The following is an 18,693-nucleotide window of genomic DNA, read 5'->3' on the forward strand; positions in this document are numbered from 1 at the left end:
GGTCACGACACGACCATGGTGGCGCGCTCCAGAAACGCCTCGGCGCTGGAGCTCAATCCATCCCGCCGCTGCGGGTCCATCCGATCCAGCAGGCGCACCATCATCGAGAGGCGGGGGTTGGCCTGGAAGAAGGCGCGGTGGCCGTTGATGAAGCGCCAGTAGAGGCCGTCCCAGATCTCGCACCAGGGTCCGCGCTTGAAATCTCCCATCTTGAGGATGTAGTTGGAGCCGCAGATGTAGGGCTTGGTGGCAAAGATGCCGCCGTCACTCATCTGGCCCATGCCGTAGACGTTCGGACCCATCACCCACTCATAGGAATCCAGGTAGCGCTCCATGAACCAGCGGTGCACTTCTGCTGGGTGGATCTCGCAGAGCAGCATCAGGTTGCTGATCACCATCAGCCGCTCGATGTGATGGTTGTAGCCCGTGCGGTTCAGCCGCTCGATCGCCGCATCCAGCGGAGGCAGGCCGGTGCTGCCGTCGGTCCAGCAGGGCGCCAGCCGGCGCTGGTGGTTCCAGACGTTGCGGCTGGCCTGGGTCTCGCCATGCACGCGATCGATGCCGCGCACGAACTCACGCCAGCCGATCACCTGGCGCAGGAACCCCTCCAGCGAGGCGATCGGCACCGGCTGTTCACCGTTCTGCCGTTGCTGCACGTGGGCCAGGGTGGCCTCGATCACTCCAGCTGGACTGAGCAGACCGATGTTGAGCAGGGGAGAGAGCAGCGAATGGTGCAGGGTGCCCAGACGCGCACTCAGAGCGTCCTCGTAGGGGCCGAATCCCTCGAGCCGGTCCTGGAGAAACCGCTGCAGCCAGGCGTCGGCCCCGGCGTGATCGAAAGGAATCCAGAGTTCCCCCAGCACTCCGGGGTGGGCGGCGAAGTGGGTGGTGATCAGCTGCCGCACCGCCGGTTCATGGGGGCTGGCCGTCACAGCCGGCAGGGTCGGCTCCTGGTAGCCCTTCGGCAGTCGGCGGCGGTTCTCGGCGTCGAAGCTCCAGCGGCCACCGCTGGGGGTCCCGTCGGCTTCGAGCAGCAGCCCCAGGCGCCGGCGCTGCCGCTCGTAGAAGGTCTTCATGAAGGGGCGGCGACGTCCTTCGAACCAGGCCCGACTCTCGGCAACGGATTCAAGGAATGCGGGTGAGGGCAGCACGGTCAGCCGCACCAGGTGCTTCCGGCAGAAGCGATGCAGCCTCTGCTCGAATCTGCGGTCGGCGATCTCCGCCACCTGCAGCTCCCCGCCTTCGCCCAGCTCCGCCGCCAGCCGCTCCCAGAACGAAACACCCGCCGAAGCCGCCAGCTCGAAATAGCGCACCGCCAGCCCCCGCTCGACCAGGGCGTCGCGGAAGCTGCGCATCGCCACGAAGGTGTGGAGCAGGCGCAGCTGGTGGTACCGGTAGGTGGAGGCCACCGCAAGGTCTTCGATCATCAGCACTCGGCTCCCGGCAGCGAGCTGCAGCGGTGAGGGGGCGAACCACTCGCGGTGCAGCTGATCGCCGAGGATCAGGGTCAGGACCATCGCTGTGCCGTCAAGGGAAGGAGGACAAGGCTGCTGAAGAAGCGGACCAGGGTTGATGGGGAGATCCACCCATCGAGCCTCGCAGCCTGGAGGTGCCATGGTCTTGAATTGGGCTTGGCATCAGCACGGTTCCCGATCACGAGTCCTCCCCTGGTTCTGGTTCACGGCTTGCTCGACAGCCCAGCGGTGTTCAACAAGCTCCGGCAGGCGCTGGGGGAGCGACGACCGCATCTGTTGATCCCTGCCCTTCCCCTGCGCTTCGGCCTCACCCCGATCGAACAGGCGGCTGAGCTGCTCGGTGGCCACATTCAGGCAACCTTCGGGATGGAGCAGCCGATCGACCTGCTGGGCTTTTCGATCGGTGGGGTCATTGCCCGCAGCTGGATCCAGCTGCTGGAGGGACACCAGCGCACCCGGCGCTTCATCAGCGTTGGCAGTCCCCAGCAGGGAACGCTCACGGCTCAGCCCTGGCCCGGGCGCGTGTTCAAAGGCATCGCTGGTCTGAAGTGGGGCAGCGGCCTGCTGGAGCGCCTCAACAGCAACCTCGACACCCTCCACCGGATCGAGTGCCACAGCTTCTACTCCGCCATCGATCTGGCCGTGCTGCCGGGATGGCGCGCCGTCCTGCCGATCGGCGCTCGCACGGAGCTGCCGGTGGCGACCCATCCCCAGCTGCTGCGTGATCAGGCCGCCATCAGGCCCTTGGCCCAGGAATTGCTTCGGGCCTGATGCTGACCTGTTAAGGCCACCCGCCAATAGCGTTGATCAGTACGGCGATTGAGCTGTCGATGGGCTGGGTTGCCGTTTCAATCTTGGTGCGCTGGCTGCTGGGCTGGGTCCTGGGTCTGCGCCTACCCGTTCTTCCGGCCGGCTCGCCTGTTGAACCGCTCTCGGTGTCGGTGCTGATCCCCGCCCGCAACGAGGAGTCGACGCTTCCGCATCTGCTCGATGGTCTTGCCCGACAGAGTCTCAGGCCCCTGGAGGTGATCGTGATCGACGACCACTCCAGTGATCGCACCACCGCCATCGCCACCGAGCCCCGCTCTGGTCTGCCCGTCCGTGTGCTGCCCTCGCCATCGTTGCCGCAAGGCTGGTGCGGCAAGACCTGGGCGTTGCACAACGGTGTGCTGGCCAGCCGCGGCGAGCTGCTGGTGTTCCTCGATGCCGACACCGAGCCCGGGACTGAGTTCCTTGAGCGGCTGGTGGCGGTTCATCAGCAGCTCGGTGGGCTGGTGTCGGTGCAGCCGTATCACCGCACTGAGAAGCCCTATGAGCAGCTCTCGTTGCTGTTCAACCTGGTGGGGCTGCTGGCCGTTCCCCTGGGACCCGCCTGTGGGGTGGCCTTCGGGCCGGCGATGGCCACCAGCCGCGCCGACTATGACCGCAGCGGCGGTCACGCGGCCGTCGCTGGCAAGGTGGTCGAAGACTGGTTTCTGGCCCATGCCTATGAAAAGGTCGATCTGCCGGTGAGTGCTTTCCTTGGCTATGGCCAGATGTCTTACCGCATGTATCCGGGCGGTCTTAACGACATGGTGGTGGGGTTCGACAAGAACTTCGCCACCGCGGCCGGTGAAGTGCGCTGGAGCTGGATGCTGGCGGTGGTGCTCTGGCTCTCCGGACTGTTCTGGGCCGCCTGGTGCCTGCCGGCCTCCCTGCTGGGCTGGCCGCTGGTGGGTGTCCGCGCCGTGCTCAGCAACGTGATGGTCTACGGGGCCTATGTGCTTCAGCTGCTGGTGATCACCCGGCCCGTTGGGCGCTTCGGCTGGATCAACCTACTGTTCCCCATTCCGGTGCTGTTTTTCCTCGGGGTGTTCCTGATGGCGATCCTCAACCTCAAGCGGGGCCAGGTGCGCTGGAAGGGTCGCCTATTCAGTACGCGCTGATGGCATCGCTCAGCGGTTTCGGTGCAGTGGCCGCCTCAGTGAGCCTGTGGCTCCTCTGGTCGGTCGTGATCGGGGCGCTCGCTAATCAGCTGCCGGATCGGCTGCTTGGCCGGCATGACCCGTATCAGTCTGATCACCTGGGTGCGGAGCCGCTGCGGATCTACGAACGATGGCTGGGGATCCGGGTCTGGAAGCCCTGGATTCCGGATGCCGGCGATGCCCTGCCGGGGGGTATCCGCAAGGCGAGCCTGGCCCGTCGCGACCCTTTGGCCCTGCAACGGCTGAGCCTGGAGACCAGGCGGGCGGAGCTGGTGCACTGGGCGCTCTGGCCCGCCTGGATCGTCACCGCCCTGTGGCTGCCGCCGGCCGGGGTGCTGATCAACCTGATCTTCGCCACCCTGTTCAACCTGCCGTGCCTGCTGCTGCAGCGCTACAATCGACTGCGCCTCTGCAGGACCCTGAGGAGGCTCTCGAGCTAGCTCCTCTCGAGCCGGCAGCCCTGAGCAGCGGCTGCACCCGTCAACGGCACACGAGCTCAGCCTCCAACTCCAGGGCCACCGCCAGGCCCTCGTCTTCCACGTGCCTGGCCACCACCAGCCGGTGCACGCCTTCTTCGGTCACGAAGCCATCCTGGGCCGGATCAAAGGTGGCGCAGGCGCGCAGCTGGATGGCCAGGGTGATGCGGCGGGCTTCACCGGCGGCCAGGAGCAGGCGCTCAAACGCCACCAGGGTTCGAGCTGGACGCTCCACCTCCCGAGCGGGTGGTTCCAGGTACAGCTGGACCACCTCCCCCGCCTCCATGTCGCCTGTGTTGGTGATGGTCACGCACGCCTGCAGCTGAGTGATCCGGCCATCAGCGCGCTGGATCTCGGCTGTCAGGTCCGACGCCATGAACTGGCTGTAGGACAACCCGAAGCCGAACGGAAAGGCCGCGGGATGGCCGTCACGCTGCAGGCGCCGGTAGCCATGCCAGAGGTCGTAGACGACCACTGGGGCTCGGGGCTCGAACGGCGGCAGGTGGGAGGCCTGGGACGGCACGGAGAAGGGCAGGCGGCCGGACGGCGACACCCGGCCGAGCAGCACATCGGCCAGGGCCGCACCCCCTTGCTCGCCCGGATACCAGAGCATCAGCAGGCCTGGAACCAGCTGCCGCCAGTCCTCGATCAGCATGGCGCCACCGCCCATCAGCACCACCACGGTGCGTGGATTGGCGGCGGCGACCTGGCGGATCAGGGCCACCTGATCCGCGGGAAGGGTCAGGTCGGTGCGATCACCGGCGGCAAAATCACCACCCTGGCGGGCTGAGGCGAAGCTGGTGATCCAGGCGAGCAGGTTGGCCACTGGTCGCCACTGCGGCATCAGCCGGCGCCGTCCCAGCAGGCGCACCATCCAGTCGGGAGGCGGGACCAGGCGCAGGATCGGCGCGATGTCCCCCGGGTGGATGTGCTCCCCCTCCAGGCGCCAGTCCAGACCGGCCACCACCACGGCGGCGTCGCAGTGCGCCGCCAGCTCCGCCGCTGCCTGGGGGCTGCTGCCGCTGGCCTGCTCGATCCGCAGATCCGGAGCGGCTGCCCGCAAGCCCTCCAGTGGCGTCAGCACCGCTCCGGGCAGGGGTCTGGTGTCTGAGGATCCCCGATCCCCCAGGTTGGCCATCGACGCCAGGCTGCCGATCACGGCCAGCGAGGTCAGGCCGGTGAAGGGCAGCACCTGCCCCTCGTTGCGCAGCAACACGATCGAGTTGGTGGCCGCTTCGCGGGCCAGGGCCTGATGCGCCTCGCAGGAACGGAGCGATGCGGGGTACGTCCCGGGGGGCACGCCCAGCTGCACCTGCAGCAGCCGCAGCACGGCCTCGTCGACACACTGCATCCGCACCCGGCCTTCGGCTACGGCCTCGGGCAGGCAACCGGCAAAGACCATGCGGAAGGGCATTTCCAGGTCTTGCCCGGCCAGCATTGCGGCGACGCCATCACGCACGCCGAAGATGAAATCGCTGACCACGAAGCCGCCGAATCCCCAGCGCTCCTTGAGGATCCGCCGCAGCAGTTGCGCATGCTGGCCGCACCAGAGGCCGTTGACCTGGTTGTAGGCGCTCATCATTGAGCCGGCGCCGGCGTCCACGCAGTCGCGGAAGTGGGGGAGATAGAGCTCATGCAGCACGCGCTCACTGACCTGCACGTCGACCAGGAAACGGGAGCTGTCGATCGAGTTGAGGGCGAAGTGCTTGACGCAGGCCACGGCATGGCGTTCCAGCCCCCGGGTCATGGCGGCCCCCATGGCGCCCACGTGCACCGGGTCCTCCCCGTAGGTCTCCTGGGCCCTCCCCCAGCCGGGGTGGCGGAGGAGGTTGATGCACACCCCGGCCACCCAGTTGGCCCCGAAGGAACGGGCCTCGCGGCCGATGGCCTCACCGATGCGTTCCTCCAGATCGGGATCCCAGCAGGCACCCCGGGCCATCGGCACGGGAAAGGTGGTGGCTCCACCCTCCAGCACCACGCCGCGGGGGCCATCGACGAACTGAAGCCCGGACAGGCCAAGACGGGGCACCTGCCCCGCCGGCCACGGATGGCGGTGGGAGGCCTGATGGAGGGCGATGTCCGCCATGCCGGACCAGAACGGGGTGTCACCGTCGAGCAGCTCCAGCTTCTCGGCCGTGGTGAGCTCCGCCAGCAGCTCCAGGGCCCGGGCCTGGATTGATGATCCGGGGTCCTTCATCGCCATCCTCCAGGCTATCGATGTCCGTCCAGCAGTAGGCCTTGGTTGAGTGGTGGTCGAGGGGTGCTGGGGTCTCTCAATACTGAATACGGATCAGTTGATCGAAGCGGAAGGGCGTCTTCTCTTCGGGTCTGGTCCCCAGTTCCTGGTTCAGCTTCATGCTCTCGACCCCAAGGTCGTACCCAGTTCTCTGTGGGTCGCAGTTTTCTGAGCGGAGGTCCTGGCGATGTTTCTCAGCCATGGCATCCGTCGATCGGGCGGGGGCACTGCCGAGTTGCTTCAAGAGCTGCTCTGAACGCTGAATGCACTCCTGAGTCTGTGCGGTCGCAGGCAATCCTGTTGCTGTCACGACGGCGCAGATGATGAAGACGAAGCTTTTCAAGCAACCACGACCAGATATTCCGTCCATTTCAAGGTACGCTCCGTAAGTTTCAAGATACGTTCCGTCGGTCGCTTCGGCCTCGCTGCATGTCAAGGGGCTCTCCTCCCGCCAGGCTCCTGGGACAGAAGAGCATCAGTCCCATCGCAATCAGGAAGAAACCGGGTCAGAGCCGGATCGCACCCCACCAGTGCCCGGGCTTGGGCGGAGTCGGGCTGAAGCAGCTGGAAATCAGCGAATTCGAAGCCCGGCGCCACGCTGCATCCCACCAGGACAGCCTCGCTGATCGGTTCCGCCGCCTGCCAGTGTCCGGCTGGAATCACATGGCAGAAGGTGTTGGCTTCAGCTGAAAGCGTGATGCAGCTGGGGGCCTGGCTTGTGCCATCCCAGCTGTAGAGATTCAGCCCCCTGCCCCGGTAGAGTTTCCAGACCTCATCAGAGGCCACCTGATGAAACAGGCTGCGTTCACCCGTCCGGAGCTCGAAATAGATGTGGGTGAGAGCGCGGCGATCATCCTCTGTGGGGGTGCTCACGCGATTGCCTGATCGAAACACTTCTCGGAACCGGCCCCCTTCTGGGTGGTCGATCAGATCCAGGGGTTGCATGGGGTGGTCGGCCGTGACCCAAGCCTAGATCGGTGCTGCCGCAGCATTGCCGCTCCGCAGCTCACGAGGCCATGGCCCTAGTGTTTGGGCCCCCAGTCCCTACTCCTTGATGCAGAGCTCGATGCGACCGGCCGGAGGTGATGGACCAGGAGCTGGCTTTCAACTGATCGCAGCCGTGGCCGTGGCGCTGCTGATCCTGCTCACTCAGACCATCTTCATCGTCCCCGCCGGCACCGTGGCCGTCGTCACCACCCTTGGTCGGGTGACGGGCGGTCAGCGCAGCCCGGGCCCCAACATTAAGGTGCCGCTGATTCAGGCCACGTCCTTTTTCGATGTGCGCACCCAGGTGCGACCTGAGCAGTTCTCCACCCTCACCAAGGATCTGCAGGTGATCGAAGCCACCGCCACGGTGAAGTACTCGATCAAGCCGCAGGAAGCAGGTCGGATCTTCGAGACGATCGCCACCGAAAACCAGCAGATCTATCCGCGAATCATTCAGCCATCGCTGCTGAAAGCACTTAAATCTGTGTTCTCCCAGTACGAGCTGGTGACCATCGCCACCGAGTGGAACAGCATCTCTGAGCTTGTTCAGGACATGGTGGCCCAGGAACTGAGCAAGTTCGACTACGTGAAGGTGCAGGGACTTGACCTCACCGGATTGCAGATCGCCGAGGAATATCGCTCGGCCATTGAGCAGAAACAGATCGCCGATCAACGGCTCCTGCGCGCCCAGACCGAAGTGAAGATCGCTGAGCAGGAAGCCAAGCGTTACCAGATCCTCAACTCCAGCCTGGATGATCAGGTGCTCTTCAAGCTCTTCCTCGACAAATGGGACGGGCAGACCTCCGTCGTTCCGGCCCTGCCCGGAACGGTGGGTGGCGGCACGCCGGTGATCGTCAACGGTCGCCGCTGATAGTCAGGCGGAAAGGAAACCGAGGATCACCACAGCCCCGGCTCAGTCGTAACGGCAGGCCGGGGTCAGCCCCGGCACCGTGAATTCCTGGAACCAGAGGAAGTCGCGGCTTCTCCAGCCGAGATCAAACGGCGCGGTCGAAGCCCATTCACCAGCCTCCAGCTGGAAGTGTGAGCTCAGGTACTCCGGCACCAGGGCTTCCACCTCCTGCTGTCCCTCGCTCTCTTCCTCTGGAAAGAGTCGATCCAGGTAAAGCACCGCAAAGATTGCGGCTTCCTCGTCTACCACCACCACCTCGAAGGGGCCGTCCTCGGCCGGCAGGGGGGTGACTTCGAAGAATTCATCCCGCTCGAGCGGATCCGCCGGTGCCTTCTCCATCAAGGCCGCCAGGGCCTGCTTGAAGCGATCAAGGGTCACGCGGGGTCAGCTGCGGCAGTTCCTGCATCCTCGCCCTGCCCCCCAGGCCCCAGAGCCAAAGCGTTACAGCTAGCCCATGCAGAAGGACCGGCGGCCAGAGGGAGCCGGTGGCTCCGTAGGCCAGCACACAGGCCATCCCCAGCAGGGTGCACTGGCTCAGGAAGCGCCCGTCGCGGAACACCCCTCGCCCCGGTGGGTACCAGCAGCGGGCCGCCACAGGGTGATACAGCACGAACAGGCCCACGCTCAGGGCTCCCCAGGCCACGGCACCAGCCAGGGAATCCCCCTCGAGCGGATGGGGCAGCAGGGCCACACGGAACAGAAGTTCCTCGCCCAGGGCCGGCATCAGCAGCAGGCCAGGAATGGCCAGCAGCGCCGGACCGAGCGCCTCCAGCCTCCAGGGGCTGAGAAAGCCCGTCCGCCAGCCCAGCGGAAGGGCCAGCGCCGCATAGACCGCCAGGATCGCCAGAGCTCGGCCCAGGGCGGCTGGACCCAGGGGCGCGAACAGGGCATCGCTGAGACGCCGAAGCAGGGTGGAGAGAATCGGGATCTGACCCAGCAGCAGGGTGGGTGCCAGGGGCTCGATCGTGGTGTCGCCTCCCGCCAGCTGGTTGCTGCGCAGGAACCAGAGGCTGGCGCCGTGCTGCAGAAACACCCGCGCCATGTCGTCGTGGGCGCGGCGGGGCAGCATCGAGCGCCAGCTCAGCAGGGCATCGAGCCCCGTTTCGCCCCGCACGAACGCTTCGCCCGCCACCACCGCGGCGTTGTGTCGCCAATCCGGACGCACTGTGCCGAAGGGGGTGAGCAGCTGGTCGAGGGAGGAGGAGAGGCGCGCCAACTGGCGGAAGGCCTGGCTGGCGTTGTCCTGGGGGTGGGCCTTGAGCCAACGGCGCAGCCCAGGGTCGTCCGCTGCCCGGCGGCGCAGGCGATCGATGGCGATGTAGAGCGCCTGGCTCGAATCCTGCACGCACGAGGTGGACGGAGTTACCGTGGAGACCCCGCTGCCGTCACCACTGCGGTAGCGAGCCATCAGCACCTCCGCCTGGATCGCCAGCTCCCGCAGCAGCGAGAGGGGCTGCCCGTCCACCGTCAGGTCGTCGAAGGGCTTCAGCTTGATCAGCACATCGGAGATCGGCCGTGAGCCCAGCCAGCCCCGCTGCAGATCACCGCTGAAGGCGGTCCAGTCCTGGGTTCCCGCAACGATGCCGTTGGGGTTGTTGGCATAGATCTGGTGATAGCGCAGATCGAAGCGCGGCTCGCCGGTGATGGCATCGCTCACCACCCGCGCTTCCCCGAAGGCGAAGTGGCCGGTCACGGTGAAGCCGCTGATCCGTTCACCCCCCGGCCCACCGATGCCGCCGAAGCTGTGGATCAGCAGGGCCCGATCCCCCAGCCGCCAGCGCTCGCCCAGCAGCACCCGCTTGATCCGCCCCCGTTGCCGGGGGGTGTCGGCCCAGTTGCCGCGCAGGATGTAAGGGATCCCCTGGCGGGCCGCGGGCAGCACGGCATCGGGGCGGAGCAGGTGCAGGGCCCTTGGCTTGATGGCCTGCACCGTGAACAGCCCCTCGGCGTCGGGGGCGCCGTAGAGGTACCACCCCTGGGCGCCCACGGGATTGGAGCTGAGTCCCCGGGGAGTGGAGATCCAGCGGCCGTAGCGATCACGCGGCTGCTGGGGCACACGCACCACATCTTCAGGGCCGCTGAAGTCTCCCTGGCTTGGGCTCCAGTGGCGCACCCGGAACTGCTCCGGCTCCCCGCTGACGGGGCCAAGGATGCGCCCCAGGCCCACATAGCGGCCGCTGATCTGCAGTGGTGGCCGGCCGATGCTCAGTCGGGTGGAGCCATCCGCCCCCGGCTCCAGCTCCACCTCCACCTCCTCCAGCTGCACGATCAGATCGTCGTTGGGGCGTGCCCCCGCCAGCGACTGCAGCGGTCCCACCCGCCGGCGCCCATCCAGGCGCCGGGGCAGGAGGTTGCCCTGCCCCTCGATCTCCTGCGCCGCTGCAGCGAAGCGCACATCGGTGCTCACCCGCTCCACCAGCTCCCGCAGGGCCGGCCGTTCAGCCCACTCCAGGTGCAGCACCTGTCCCTCCAGCCCCTGGGCCGTGGGCGGAGCGTGCTCGATCTCGACCCAGACCCAGTCGCCGGGCTCCCGGCTGGTTTCAGTGACGCTGGGCAGGATCAGCCGGCCGATCCAGTCGGCGTGGGGCTGGTACAGGCGTGAATCGGGGCGCTGGCTGAGCGGGTAGTGGCTGGGCCGGTTGAAGGGCGCGGCCTGGGCCAGGGCGTAACTGCTGCCGGGGGCGGGTGCGCCGGCCAGCGCGGGAGCCAGCAGCAGTGACACCGTCAGGGTCAGGAGCAGCAGGAAAGGGAGCAGCCGCCAGGAGCCTCGCCGCTGCCGTGGCCGCTGGGGGGAGGTGGATGTCATGGCGGGGAGGGTGCCACCTCCAGCTGGGCGGCGCCGCAGCGGCTGCAATAGGGAAGGTGCCGGTGGGTGGGCTCGTGGCAGTGGACGCACTCGCGGAACTGGGCATAGCCGCAATGCGGGCAGTGGCGGCCACCGCTGGGGAGCTTGCGGGCGCAGTGCAGACAGCGGCCGCGCTGCACCCGCTCCGCCGCCTGCAGCCTCGGGTTGAACACCAGGACCTGCAGCAGCTTGATCAGGGCGAAGCCCACCAGTGGCACCGCCAGCAGGTAGAGGTAGCTCACCAGGAAGCGCAGATTGCCTGCGATGGCCCGCACCACCGCCAGCAGCAGCTCGAAGATCAGCCCCACCTGGGCCGCTTCAGCCAGCTTCAGCAGCAGCGGGATCAGGGAAATCACCAGCAGGTGCCAGCTCACCAGCGCCAGCAGGCCGTGGCCCCTGCGCAGGGCGTGGCGATGGATCAGCAGGCTCAGCAGCACCAGCGGCATCAGGAAGAGGCCCTGCAGCAGCAGGCGCTGGCTGGGGGCCCAGAACTGGGCCCTCGCGAAGGCCCGCTCCATCGCCTCGTAGCCGCCGCTGCGGTTCAGGAACGTCAGGAAGGACTGGCTCTCGCTGGCCTCCAGCAGCTGCTGGCTGAGCGTCACCACCTCGGCCCGCAGGGCACCGATGCGGGCGTTGTTGGCTTCGATCTGCCGCCGGGCCTGGGAGGCCGGCACCTCCTGGATGGCCTTGGAGGCCGGCTGACCGGCGATCTGCTCCAGCAGGCTGGAGTCGTACTGGGAGCGGATCGCGGCGTTGCCCTGCTCCAGGGTGGTGATCTCGGTTTCGGCCCCATCCAGCTCCCTCTGCCGCTGGCGCAGCTCCGGCTGGGCGGCGATGAGGTCCTGATGGCCGGCGAAGTCCAGACAGATGGGCGCAACCCGGCCGAGGTGGTCACGGCTGGCCTCGAGGGCCCCGGCGCGGACGCCAGGTTCGGGGGCTGAAGCCTGCGGTTCCCCCGGTGCACGGCGCGGAATGGCCCGGCGCAGGATCGCCAGGTCCCGCTCCAGCCGGTCGTTGTTGCCCTCCCGGTACAGGCTCCACTCGGCCTGACAGGGAAAGGCCTGCTGCGGGCTCAGGGGCCACTCGGCGATGGCGGCCATGCCGCTGAAGATGTTGACCAGCAACACCAGATCGACCAGCACGATCACCAGCAGGCTGGCCTTGTTCAGGGGCTGGCCATTCAGGGTTCCCGAGCGCTGCAGCAGGCCCCTGATCTGCCGCCCCAGCCGGCGCCAGGCGCGGGACAGGGGGGCGGTGAACGGGAATCCTTGCGGCATCGGCGCTGCCCTAGGGCCAGAGGCTCAGCGTCGCAGGCACCGCGTCCAGTCGCCAGAGCTGGGCCCGACGGCGCAACAGCTCCTGCCCCACAATCGCCTCTACCCGCAGGCTCGCGAAGATTGGGTTGGCGGTCACGATGGCCTCGACAGGCTGGCCTGGATCGCCTCCTGGCAGCGCCAGGCCCGAGAGGGGCTGGCGGCGGGCCCTCTGCTCGCCGCAGAACCCCGCGAGCCGCAGAGCCCTGGCTGCTGCCAGCGGCTGCAGCCGAGCCGCCAGGGCCGTCGTGATGAACAGCCCTTCGGCGCCAGTGTCGGCCAGGGCGAGGGCCGTGCCCGCCGGTGTGCCCAGGGGCAGCAGCGGCACCCCTTGGCGCCAGACCAGCGGCAGGGTGGTGACGTCCCCGGCATGGTCTCCCCGTCGAAATCGCTCGGCATCGGCGAGGGCCAGCGGTCCCAGGCTCAGGCGCTGGCCGTGGGGGTCGATCCAGAGCGGCTGCTGGCGCAGCTGCGGGGCCCCCAGAACACCGTCGACCCCCGGGGGCAATCCAGCCACCGGCAGCACCAGCGCCTCCATGCCGCTGAGCTGGAGCCGTTTACCATCAGAGGCGATCATCAGTTCGGGCAGTTTCACCCGCTGGGGCTTGAGGTCTGGGCAGGCCTCACCGGCACCGGCGAGCGCGAAGGTCTTCGGATCCACGAGCTGGCTCTCGAGGTTCAACCGGCGCACCAGCTCGGGGCTCACCAGGGTGGTGGAGGCCCCGGTGTCGAGCAGCAACCGCACCATGCCGCCGCCGCTCTGGAGGCTGAGCACGGGGGTGTCACCGCCGCTGGCCCGTTCGAGGGGGATGTTCACCTGGCCGCTGCTGCGCCCAGACGCCAGGGGCGGTCCCCCAAGCTGAATCAGGGCCGCTGTTGTGGTGGTCTCTATGGAGCCTGGGGAGGCCCCTGCGGGCTGCACGCCAACGAGCCCCAGAGCCAGCCCCAGCGCCGCAGCCCTGCTGATCATCTGCCGTCGGCGCGGCGAAGGATGACCGCCAGGGCCCCATCGGGCCGCCGCAGCTCCAGACGGTTCGCCTCGATCTGCCATGTGCTGGCAGATTCAAGGGCGCTCAGAAACTGGATCTCCTGCTCCATCACTCCCCGGGGCCGCACGCAGATCCTGCGGGTTGCCGCCGGCGGCCCCACCTGGATCGTTCCCTGGCCGAGCACCGCCGTTGCGGTGTAGCGGTTGCATCCAGCCGTTCCCGCCAGACGCCCGCGCGCGCTGAGCTCCAGGCTGAGGGTGGTCCCCGTCAGGGTGCTCACCACCGCCTGCTTGCCGTTGTTGAGCCCGGTGACGATCCAGAGGGCGCCGGCGATCTCCTGGGGCTGGGGCCGGAAGCGGACCACTGGAGTGCCATTGGCGGCCATCAGCTCCAGCTGGCCGTTTCGGAGGCTGTAGCCCCTGGCCGCCGTGAGGGCTGCCCTGAAGGCCTGGGCCTGACGCATCTGCTTTTCGGGGCAGGCCATCTGGGTGGAGGGGCCCTGTTCGCTCACCCGGAAGAGGGAGCCCCTTACCTGCACGGAAGCGGAATAGCGGTTGCAGCCGTCGCTGCCACTGATGCGGCCCTTCTCCAGGCGCAGGGTCGGAGCTGGGGTCACCAACGTTCTCTGTCCCGGGATCGACTCCAGCAGCCAGGCACTCCCCTCCAGGGGCGATGGCCGCGGCAGCTCGGAGGCTGGCTCACCCGCTTGCCTGGTCTGGGCCGGCAGCGGGCTGACCGTGATCGCCAGCAGGGCCCCCAGGGCAAGACCGAGTGAAGCCCCTGCCCCTGCGCTGCGTCTTGTCACGTCAAGCCCTGTCAACCGTGGCACCCATCCTGGTGCCCAGCAGCACCAGCAGCAGCCCGATGACCGTGATGGGGTGGATGGCCTCCCCCAGCACCAGGGCTGCGCTGATCACGGCCACCACGATCGTCAGCGATCCCCACAACGACACCTGGGCCACACTCCAGTGGCGGTAGGCCTGGCGCAGGGCCAGTTCACTGCCCAGGGACAGCCCGAGTCCATAGATCACGATCACTCCCACCACCCACGCGGCGCTGAGCAGGTGGAAATGGGAGGGTCCGAACAGGATCAGGGCCAGGGCGCCGAACACCAGGGCTGAGACCGTGGTGGTGAGCCCCACCGTGAGGGCCGCCGGCCAGCCGCGCTGGGCGATGGCACGGCCGCTCACCCCGGCCCCCGCGAAGGCGACGACCCCCACCAGAGCCCAGACCACCCCCAGCAGTTCATCCATCGGTCCGCCCATGCCGGCCATTGCCAGCTGGGGCAGCAGCAGCCCGAGCACGATCAGCCCGAAGCTCAGCCAGAACCCCCGCGGCAGCGTTTCCCCCAGCAGGCGCCTGGCCAGCAGTGCCGACAGCGGCAGCACCAGGGCGAACAGCAGGGTCTGGCTGATCACCGAAAGGGACTCCAGGGCAAAGTAGAAGGCCACGGGTCCCAGGAACAGCCCGAGCACCGTGTCCAGCACCAGCAGACGGCGATCGCGCCCCTCCAGATTGGCCAGTACCTGCGGCAGCTGGGCCCGTCCGGGCAGCAACACCGTGAGGCCCACGATCAGCTGGGCCACGAAGAAGACGTTGCAGAAGCTGATCGGGTTCTCGCCGCCGATCGGGTGAGTCGCCCCGAAGGCCTGCAGCCCTTTCAAGGCGGTGGCGTTGAGCCCCTTGAGCACCACGTAAAGCAGCAGCGGTAACCAGGCCATGGTTGAGCGCTTCGCTTGGATCGGCTGGCGCATGGCTGGAAGGCCTGCCTTGGCTCAATTCAGAAAAAGAATTTCACCCCCATCTCCACTCCATTCTGGTTGATGTCATAGGCATTCTCCGGGGATTGATCGTTGGTGCCTCCCAGATGCAGGTAGCGCCAGGAGAGATTGAGCTGGGTGTTGTTGCCCACCGCATAGCCAACCCCTACCTGGGCATTGGCTGAATAGTCGTCGGAGTTGTTGACGCCGAAGCCGCCCAGATCACCGCGGGCGAACAGGCGCAAGCGTGGCGAGAGAAACACGCTGGCCTGGGTTCCCAGCAATGGCTGGGTCACGGTGCCGCCGAAGCTCCTGGGGCGGGAGAGGCTCAGATTCGGTCCGTCGAACTGGGCACTCAGGTCGTAGCGCATGTCGACGAAACGCACGCCGGCATAGGGGATCACGCTGAAGCTGCCGCCCTTGGCGATGGCCTGTTCCCTGTCGCCAAAGCGATAGCGAAGGGCCACGTCATAGATCCCCTGGATGTTGTTGAGCGTCGCGCTCAGTTTCCTCCTCCCTAAGGGGGATGTGGTGGCGTCCTCCCCGCGCACCGACACGTAACTCAGGTCAGTGAGCAGCCCCAGCCGCTTGTACTCGACGCTGCCGCGCACATAGGCCGCCATGGTCAGCGGGCGCAGCACCTGCTCGAGATCGAGGTCCACATCGGCGGTCAGCCCCTTGACGGTGGTGCTGCCGGTGGTGCGAAGGGGGAAAAAACCGTAGATCTCCGCTGTGGCGCTCCAGGGAGAGGGGGCCTCGGCGGTCTCTTTCCCTTCTGTGCTGGAAGGCCCCTCTTCCGCGTTGCCGGTGGTCTCCTCCTCGGCAAGGGCGATTCCAGGGCCGATCAGGGGCTGGATCAGGGCGATTCCAAGCAGGAGCAAGGCCTGATGCCGCAACGACACCCAACCGCGATCAGGGCGAAACATGGGCTTCTGTCTTGAACATCACTTGGGGGAGGGTAGTGGGAAGGTTGACGGTCGGCTCAGGCCGATTGTCGTCCCATGATCTCCAGATAGCGATCCTCGAGTTCCCTCACCAGCAGCTGCTCGAGGCCAGCCTGACGCAGTTGCTCCTCCACCTCCGGGGCCGTGAAGGCGGCCTGCAGGGACTGGCGGTAGTCGTGCTGGAGCACGGCTGGGGCCCCGGCCGCATGGGTGGTCACCAGTCGCTCAAGGGCGGTCTGATTGGCGGGACGACGCAGATCCTTGATGTAGATCGCGGCCCCGGGGGCCGCCAGCTGGTGCACCGTGCTCCAGAGAGCCTGGGGATCGTGGAGATGATGCAAAAGGCTGTTGCTCACCACGGCGTCATAGCCCCCCTGCAGCCGAGATGAGGGGAGCAGGGCCTGCTCGAAGCTCACGGATCCGCAGGGCAGGGAACCCTGCTGTGGCTGATGCTGGCGTTTCTGATCCAGGCGGGCGATGGCGATGGCCAGCATCGCGCCGGAGCCATCCACCCCCACCACCTGGCTGGAGGGGTAGCGGCTCGCCAGGCGAAAGGTGATGTTGCCGGGGCCGCAGCCCAGATCGACGATCCGCTCCCCCAGCTGGGAGCCGAAACAGACGGCGATGCGCTCCACCATGGCCTGGTCGGTGGCACTGAAATCGGCCTCGGCGTAGGCCCGGGCCTGCTCGACCCCATCCATCAGTTCGGGTTCGCAGACGCGCTCGATCGGGATGCTCCTGGAGGTGTTGACCAGTCTGCCTCTGGTCGCTTCAGCGGCTGGAGCTGCTCGTGGGAGGTTGGCGCTCTCCGCTGCTGGAGAACCGCTGCCAGCTGATCTGCTCGATCGTGCCCAGGGTCTGGGACTCGCCTGAGGCTGTGGTCACTGTGATCAGATCCGGGCGGCCCGCCATCACCTCAAGCCCTGCCCCCAGGGAAAAGTTGCCGGTGCCGGTGAACAGGCCCCGGAACAGTTCCTTGCCCTCGCCATTGCGCACTTCCAGCCAACTGGGTTCACGGCTGCTGAGCTGAAGGCTCCCCTGACTGGGCTTGCCGGTATTGGCTGGCTCGCTTGTTTGGCTGGCAGGGCTGATGGCTTCGCTGGCCTCGGCGCCCACGGGTGGGCTCGTCAGGTTGCTGGCGGCGGGTTGGCTGGGCTTCCAGCCGAAGGCCAGGCCGGCCACCAGGGCCAGCACACCGGCACCGCCTGCCAGCAGCCAGGTCATCCCGACCTGTCGGCGCTTTCGGGTTGGCTGAAGCTGGGCGGCGCTGCTGGGGTCCCGGGGGGCCATGGCGGGAGCCGCCAGGCTCCCCCTGGCCACGGGAGCCGCGGTGGGTGCGGCTGTGCGTTTCACTCCAGGCAGGTGGATGTCCAGCAGGGGCTCGGTCAGCTGGTCGGCGTCAAGGCCGAGGCTGGTGGCCACCCGTCTGGCCTGGGCGATCAGGTAGATCCGCTCGGGCAGCCGCGTGTGGTCGCCTGATTCCAGGGCTTCGAGCCGGTCAGCGGAGAGATAGTTCTGCTCCGCCAGCACGGCCAGCGGGATGCCCTGGGCCTCACGGGCTTCAGCGAGCGCCCGGCCCAGGCTCACCAGGATGGGTAGCCGCTCACAGTCGGAGGAGTCGGCTTTGGCTGCCGAGTCTCCGGGCTCCGCTGGGTGGGACGCGCGCTCGCTCACGCTGGGGTTGCGGTCGATGGATCACTCCATCATGAAGGGAAGCTCCGATGCCGTCGGATGCCTCTGCTGCATCATTTTCCCTGCCCAGTCAGGTTGTGCTCGCAGGAGGAGCTCAACGGGCTGGGGGAACGACCACACAGGTCAGCGGTTGCTCCGCTTGTGCGGGGGTGCGGATCCAGCTGGCTTCCCGGCCCTTCACCCAGAACTCCTGGCCCAGGGAGCTGTAGCGGGCGCCACTGGCGGAGCGGGCCTGGGGCAAGCGCACCGCTTGGCCCTCCACGATCAGCACCACCTGCCGTGGGTCTTCGGGGAAGAACAGGGCCGTGGCCTGCAGCGTTTCTCCAGAGCCGCTGCAGAGATACTCCGCCCGGATCGCTGGTTCGGCGCGGGAAGCCTGAGCGAGCAGCAAAACGGTGCCCAGGCCAGCGGCCAGGGGCGACAGGACCATCGCGGGACGCAGCAACGAAAGGCCGACCATGGCGTGGAACCTGCCGTGCCCTTGCACTGTGCCATCACGAGACCCAATCTGGTGCCAGCAGACTGCAGGCCGATGCACCATTCACGATGAGGAGCTCCAGGCCCCCGCTGCGCCTCTCCCGCTCTGGGCAACGCCCCCGGGCCACCCCCTGGATCGAGGGGTTGGCCCGGGTTCTGCTCGCCCTGGTGTTTGTGCATGCCCTGGTGGGAAAACTCACGAACTTTGCCGCGGTGGCCGACAAGATCGCCGCCAAAGGTCTTCCCCTGGCCCCTCTGCTGTTGGTGCTGGCCATGGCCCTGCTGGCGTTGGGATCGGCCCTGCTGATCCTGGGTTGGCGTCAGCGCCTGGGCGCGGTGCTGCTGCTGGTCTTCCTCGTGCCCACCAGCCTGATCTTCCACAACGAGCTGGGCGACACCGCCGAGCGCATCCAGCTGCTGAAGAACCTGGCGATCATCGCGGGGCTGCTGCTGGTGGCCAATCAGCCGGGCGAGCGGCGGCCGAGGCTTCGTCGTTAAGAGTTTGCTGAAAAACCCGCCCAAATCTGCGAAAATGGGCCAACTGCCCAGTCCAGATGCGAGGTCACCGGGAGCGCAGCGGCTCCCTGTTCTCCTACGTGTCGATTGAGGAGCGGATCCCGGCCAG

Annotated in this window: 19 protein-coding genes; 5 read left to right on the forward strand and 14 right to left on the reverse strand. The window is 67.4% G+C overall.

The window, feature by feature from the left end; translation table 11 throughout:
* Positions 1-2 precede the first annotated feature (2 nt).
* Positions 3-1,517 (reverse strand): cryptochrome/photolyase family protein, encoded by a 1,515-nt coding sequence (locus KBY78_RS06715; RefSeq protein ID WP_255142937.1) that lies wholly within the window; start codon positions 1,515-1,517, stop codon positions 3-5.
* 108 nt (positions 1,518-1,625) lie between these two features.
* On the opposite strand from KBY78_RS06715, the gene KBY78_RS06720 reads away from it, so the two are divergent.
* The 3 genes from KBY78_RS06720 to KBY78_RS06730 are packed head-to-tail and all read left to right on the forward strand — an operon-like array spanning position 1,626 to position 3,879.
* Complete coding sequence (locus tag KBY78_RS06720; protein WP_006170736.1) at positions 1,626-2,246, forward strand: triacylglycerol lipase; 621 nt, start codon at positions 1,626-1,628, stop codon at positions 2,244-2,246.
* Positions 2,247-2,305: 59 nt separating this feature from the next.
* Positions 2,306-3,400 (forward strand): glycosyltransferase family 2 protein, encoded by a 1,095-nt coding sequence (locus tag KBY78_RS06725; RefSeq protein WP_255142938.1) that lies wholly within the window; start codon positions 2,306-2,308, stop codon positions 3,398-3,400.
* Positions 3,400-3,879 carry a hypothetical protein gene (locus KBY78_RS06730; RefSeq protein ID WP_255142939.1) on the forward strand — a complete coding sequence of 160 codons (480 nt, stop codon included), beginning with the start codon at positions 3,400-3,402 and terminating at the stop codon, positions 3,877-3,879. The genes KBY78_RS06725 and KBY78_RS06730 overlap by 1 nt, the downstream gene beginning before the upstream one ends.
* Positions 3,880-3,919: 40 nt before the next feature.
* Here the strand turns inward: KBY78_RS06730 and KBY78_RS06735 are convergent, their stop codons facing one another.
* The 3 genes from KBY78_RS06735 to KBY78_RS06745 form a co-directional block, all read right to left on the reverse strand.
* On the reverse strand, positions 3,920-6,112 hold the full coding sequence (locus tag KBY78_RS06735) for a beta-glucosidase (protein ID WP_255142940.1): 2,193 nt from the start codon (positions 6,110-6,112) through the stop codon (positions 3,920-3,922).
* A 76-nt stretch (positions 6,113-6,188) separates the two neighbouring features.
* Positions 6,189-6,587: a hypothetical protein gene (locus tag KBY78_RS06740; protein ID WP_255142941.1), complete on the reverse strand. Its 399-nt coding sequence runs from the start codon at positions 6,585-6,587 to the stop codon at positions 6,189-6,191.
* Positions 6,584-7,096: a cupin domain-containing protein gene (locus KBY78_RS06745; protein WP_255142942.1), complete on the reverse strand. Its 513-nt coding sequence runs from the start codon at positions 7,094-7,096 to the stop codon at positions 6,584-6,586. Before KBY78_RS06745 ends, KBY78_RS06740 begins: the two co-directional genes overlap by 4 nt.
* 109 nt (positions 7,097-7,205) lie before the next feature.
* On the opposite strand from KBY78_RS06745, the gene KBY78_RS06750 reads away from it, so the two are divergent.
* Positions 7,206-8,009 carry a prohibitin family protein gene (locus KBY78_RS06750; RefSeq protein ID WP_006170748.1) on the forward strand — a complete coding sequence of 268 codons (804 nt, stop codon included), beginning with the start codon at positions 7,206-7,208 and terminating at the stop codon, positions 8,007-8,009.
* 42 nt (positions 8,010-8,051) lie between these two features.
* On the opposite strand, the gene KBY78_RS06755 is transcribed toward KBY78_RS06750, so the two are convergent.
* The 10 genes from KBY78_RS06755 to KBY78_RS06800 all read right to left on the reverse strand — a co-directional run bounded on the left by KBY78_RS06755 (position 8,052) and on the right by KBY78_RS06800 (position 18,051).
* Positions 8,052-8,426: a hypothetical protein gene (locus KBY78_RS06755; RefSeq protein ID WP_006170749.1), complete on the reverse strand. Its 375-nt coding sequence runs from the start codon at positions 8,424-8,426 to the stop codon at positions 8,052-8,054.
* Positions 8,416-10,854, reverse strand: a complete 2,439-nt coding sequence (locus KBY78_RS06760) for a type II CAAX prenyl endopeptidase Rce1 family protein (RefSeq protein WP_255142943.1) — start codon at positions 10,852-10,854, stop codon at positions 8,416-8,418. The genes KBY78_RS06755 and KBY78_RS06760 overlap by 11 nt, the downstream gene beginning before the upstream one ends.
* Positions 10,851-12,170 carry a hypothetical protein gene (locus KBY78_RS06765; RefSeq protein ID WP_255142944.1) on the reverse strand — a complete coding sequence of 440 codons (1,320 nt, stop codon included), beginning with the start codon at positions 12,168-12,170 and terminating at the stop codon, positions 10,851-10,853. The genes KBY78_RS06760 and KBY78_RS06765 overlap by 4 nt, the downstream gene beginning before the upstream one ends.
* Before the next feature lie 10 nt (positions 12,171-12,180).
* Entirely contained in the window at positions 12,181-13,176 is a 996-nt protein-coding gene (locus tag KBY78_RS06770) for a retropepsin-like aspartic protease (RefSeq protein ID WP_255142945.1), read from the reverse strand.
* Positions 13,173-14,000, reverse strand: coding sequence for an META domain-containing protein (locus KBY78_RS06775; protein ID WP_255142946.1), 828 nt, complete (start codon positions 13,998-14,000; stop codon positions 13,173-13,175). Before KBY78_RS06775 ends, KBY78_RS06770 begins: the two co-directional genes overlap by 4 nt.
* A 1-nt stretch (position 14,001) precedes the next feature.
* Positions 14,002-14,949 (reverse strand): DMT family transporter, encoded by a 948-nt coding sequence (locus KBY78_RS06780; protein ID WP_255142947.1) that lies wholly within the window; start codon positions 14,947-14,949, stop codon positions 14,002-14,004.
* Positions 14,950-14,975: 26 nt separating this feature from the next.
* On the reverse strand, positions 14,976-15,836 hold the full coding sequence (locus tag KBY78_RS06785) for a hypothetical protein (protein WP_255142949.1): 861 nt from the start codon (positions 15,834-15,836) through the stop codon (positions 14,976-14,978).
* 101 nt (positions 15,837-15,937) lie between these two features.
* Positions 15,938-16,600, reverse strand: a complete 663-nt coding sequence (locus KBY78_RS06790) for a trans-aconitate 2-methyltransferase (protein WP_006170765.1) — start codon at positions 16,598-16,600, stop codon at positions 15,938-15,940.
* Positions 16,601-16,670: 70 nt separating this feature from the next.
* Positions 16,671-17,573, reverse strand: a complete 903-nt coding sequence (locus KBY78_RS06795; protein ID WP_255142950.1) for a helix-turn-helix domain-containing protein — start codon at positions 17,571-17,573, stop codon at positions 16,671-16,673.
* Between the two features lie 112 nt (positions 17,574-17,685).
* Positions 17,686-18,051 carry an MliC family protein gene (locus KBY78_RS06800; RefSeq protein WP_255142951.1) on the reverse strand — a complete coding sequence of 122 codons (366 nt, stop codon included), beginning with the start codon at positions 18,049-18,051 and terminating at the stop codon, positions 17,686-17,688.
* 86 nt (positions 18,052-18,137) lie between these two features.
* On the opposite strand from KBY78_RS06800, the gene KBY78_RS06805 reads away from it, so the two are divergent.
* Positions 18,138-18,566, forward strand: a complete 429-nt coding sequence (locus KBY78_RS06805) for a DoxX family protein (protein WP_006170771.1) — start codon at positions 18,138-18,140, stop codon at positions 18,564-18,566.
* Positions 18,567-18,693: the final 127 nt, after the last annotated feature.

The organism is Synechococcus sp. EJ6-Ellesmere (assembly GCF_024345875.1).
GTDB classification, from domain to species: domain Bacteria; phylum Cyanobacteriota; class Cyanobacteriia; order PCC-6307; family Cyanobiaceae; genus Regnicoccus_A; species Regnicoccus_A antarcticus.

What these genes read in the sequence shown, in the direction of transcription:
- KBY78_RS06715 (WP_255142937.1), bottom strand. Translation starts at nt 1,517, where the DNA reads ATGGTCCTGACCCTGATCCTCGGCGATCAGCTGCACCGCGAGTGGTTC.
- KBY78_RS06725 (WP_255142938.1), top strand. Translation starts at nt 2,306, where the DNA reads ATGGGCTGGGTTGCCGTTTCAATCTTGGTGCGCTGGCTGCTGGGCTGG.
- KBY78_RS06730 (WP_255142939.1), top strand. Translation starts at nt 3,400, where the DNA reads ATGGCATCGCTCAGCGGTTTCGGTGCAGTGGCCGCCTCAGTGAGCCTG.
- KBY78_RS06735 (WP_255142940.1), bottom strand. Translation starts at nt 6,112, where the DNA reads ATGAAGGACCCCGGATCATCAATCCAGGCCCGGGCCCTGGAGCTGCTG.
- KBY78_RS06745 (WP_255142942.1), bottom strand. Translation starts at nt 7,096, where the DNA reads ATGCAACCCCTGGATCTGATCGACCACCCAGAAGGGGGCCGGTTCCGA.
- KBY78_RS06750 (WP_006170748.1), top strand. Translation starts at nt 7,206, where the DNA reads ATGCAGAGCTCGATGCGACCGGCCGGAGGTGATGGACCAGGAGCTGGC.
- KBY78_RS06760 (WP_255142943.1), bottom strand. Translation starts at nt 10,854, where the DNA reads ATGACATCCACCTCCCCCCAGCGGCCACGGCAGCGGCGAGGCTCCTGG.
- KBY78_RS06765 (WP_255142944.1), bottom strand. Translation starts at nt 12,170, where the DNA reads ATGCCGCAAGGATTCCCGTTCACCGCCCCCCTGTCCCGCGCCTGGCGC.
- KBY78_RS06770 (WP_255142945.1), bottom strand. Translation starts at nt 13,176, where the DNA reads ATGATCAGCAGGGCTGCGGCGCTGGGGCTGGCTCTGGGGCTCGTTGGC.
- KBY78_RS06780 (WP_255142947.1), bottom strand. Translation starts at nt 14,949, where the DNA reads ATGCGCCAGCCGATCCAAGCGAAGCGCTCAACCATGGCCTGGTTACCG.
- KBY78_RS06790 (WP_006170765.1), bottom strand. Translation starts at nt 16,600, where the DNA reads ATGGATGGGGTCGAGCAGGCCCGGGCCTACGCCGAGGCCGATTTCAGT.
- KBY78_RS06800 (WP_255142951.1), bottom strand. Translation starts at nt 18,051, where the DNA reads ATGGTCGGCCTTTCGTTGCTGCGTCCCGCGATGGTCCTGTCGCCCCTG.
- KBY78_RS06805 (WP_006170771.1), top strand. Translation starts at nt 18,138, where the DNA reads ATGAGGAGCTCCAGGCCCCCGCTGCGCCTCTCCCGCTCTGGGCAACGC.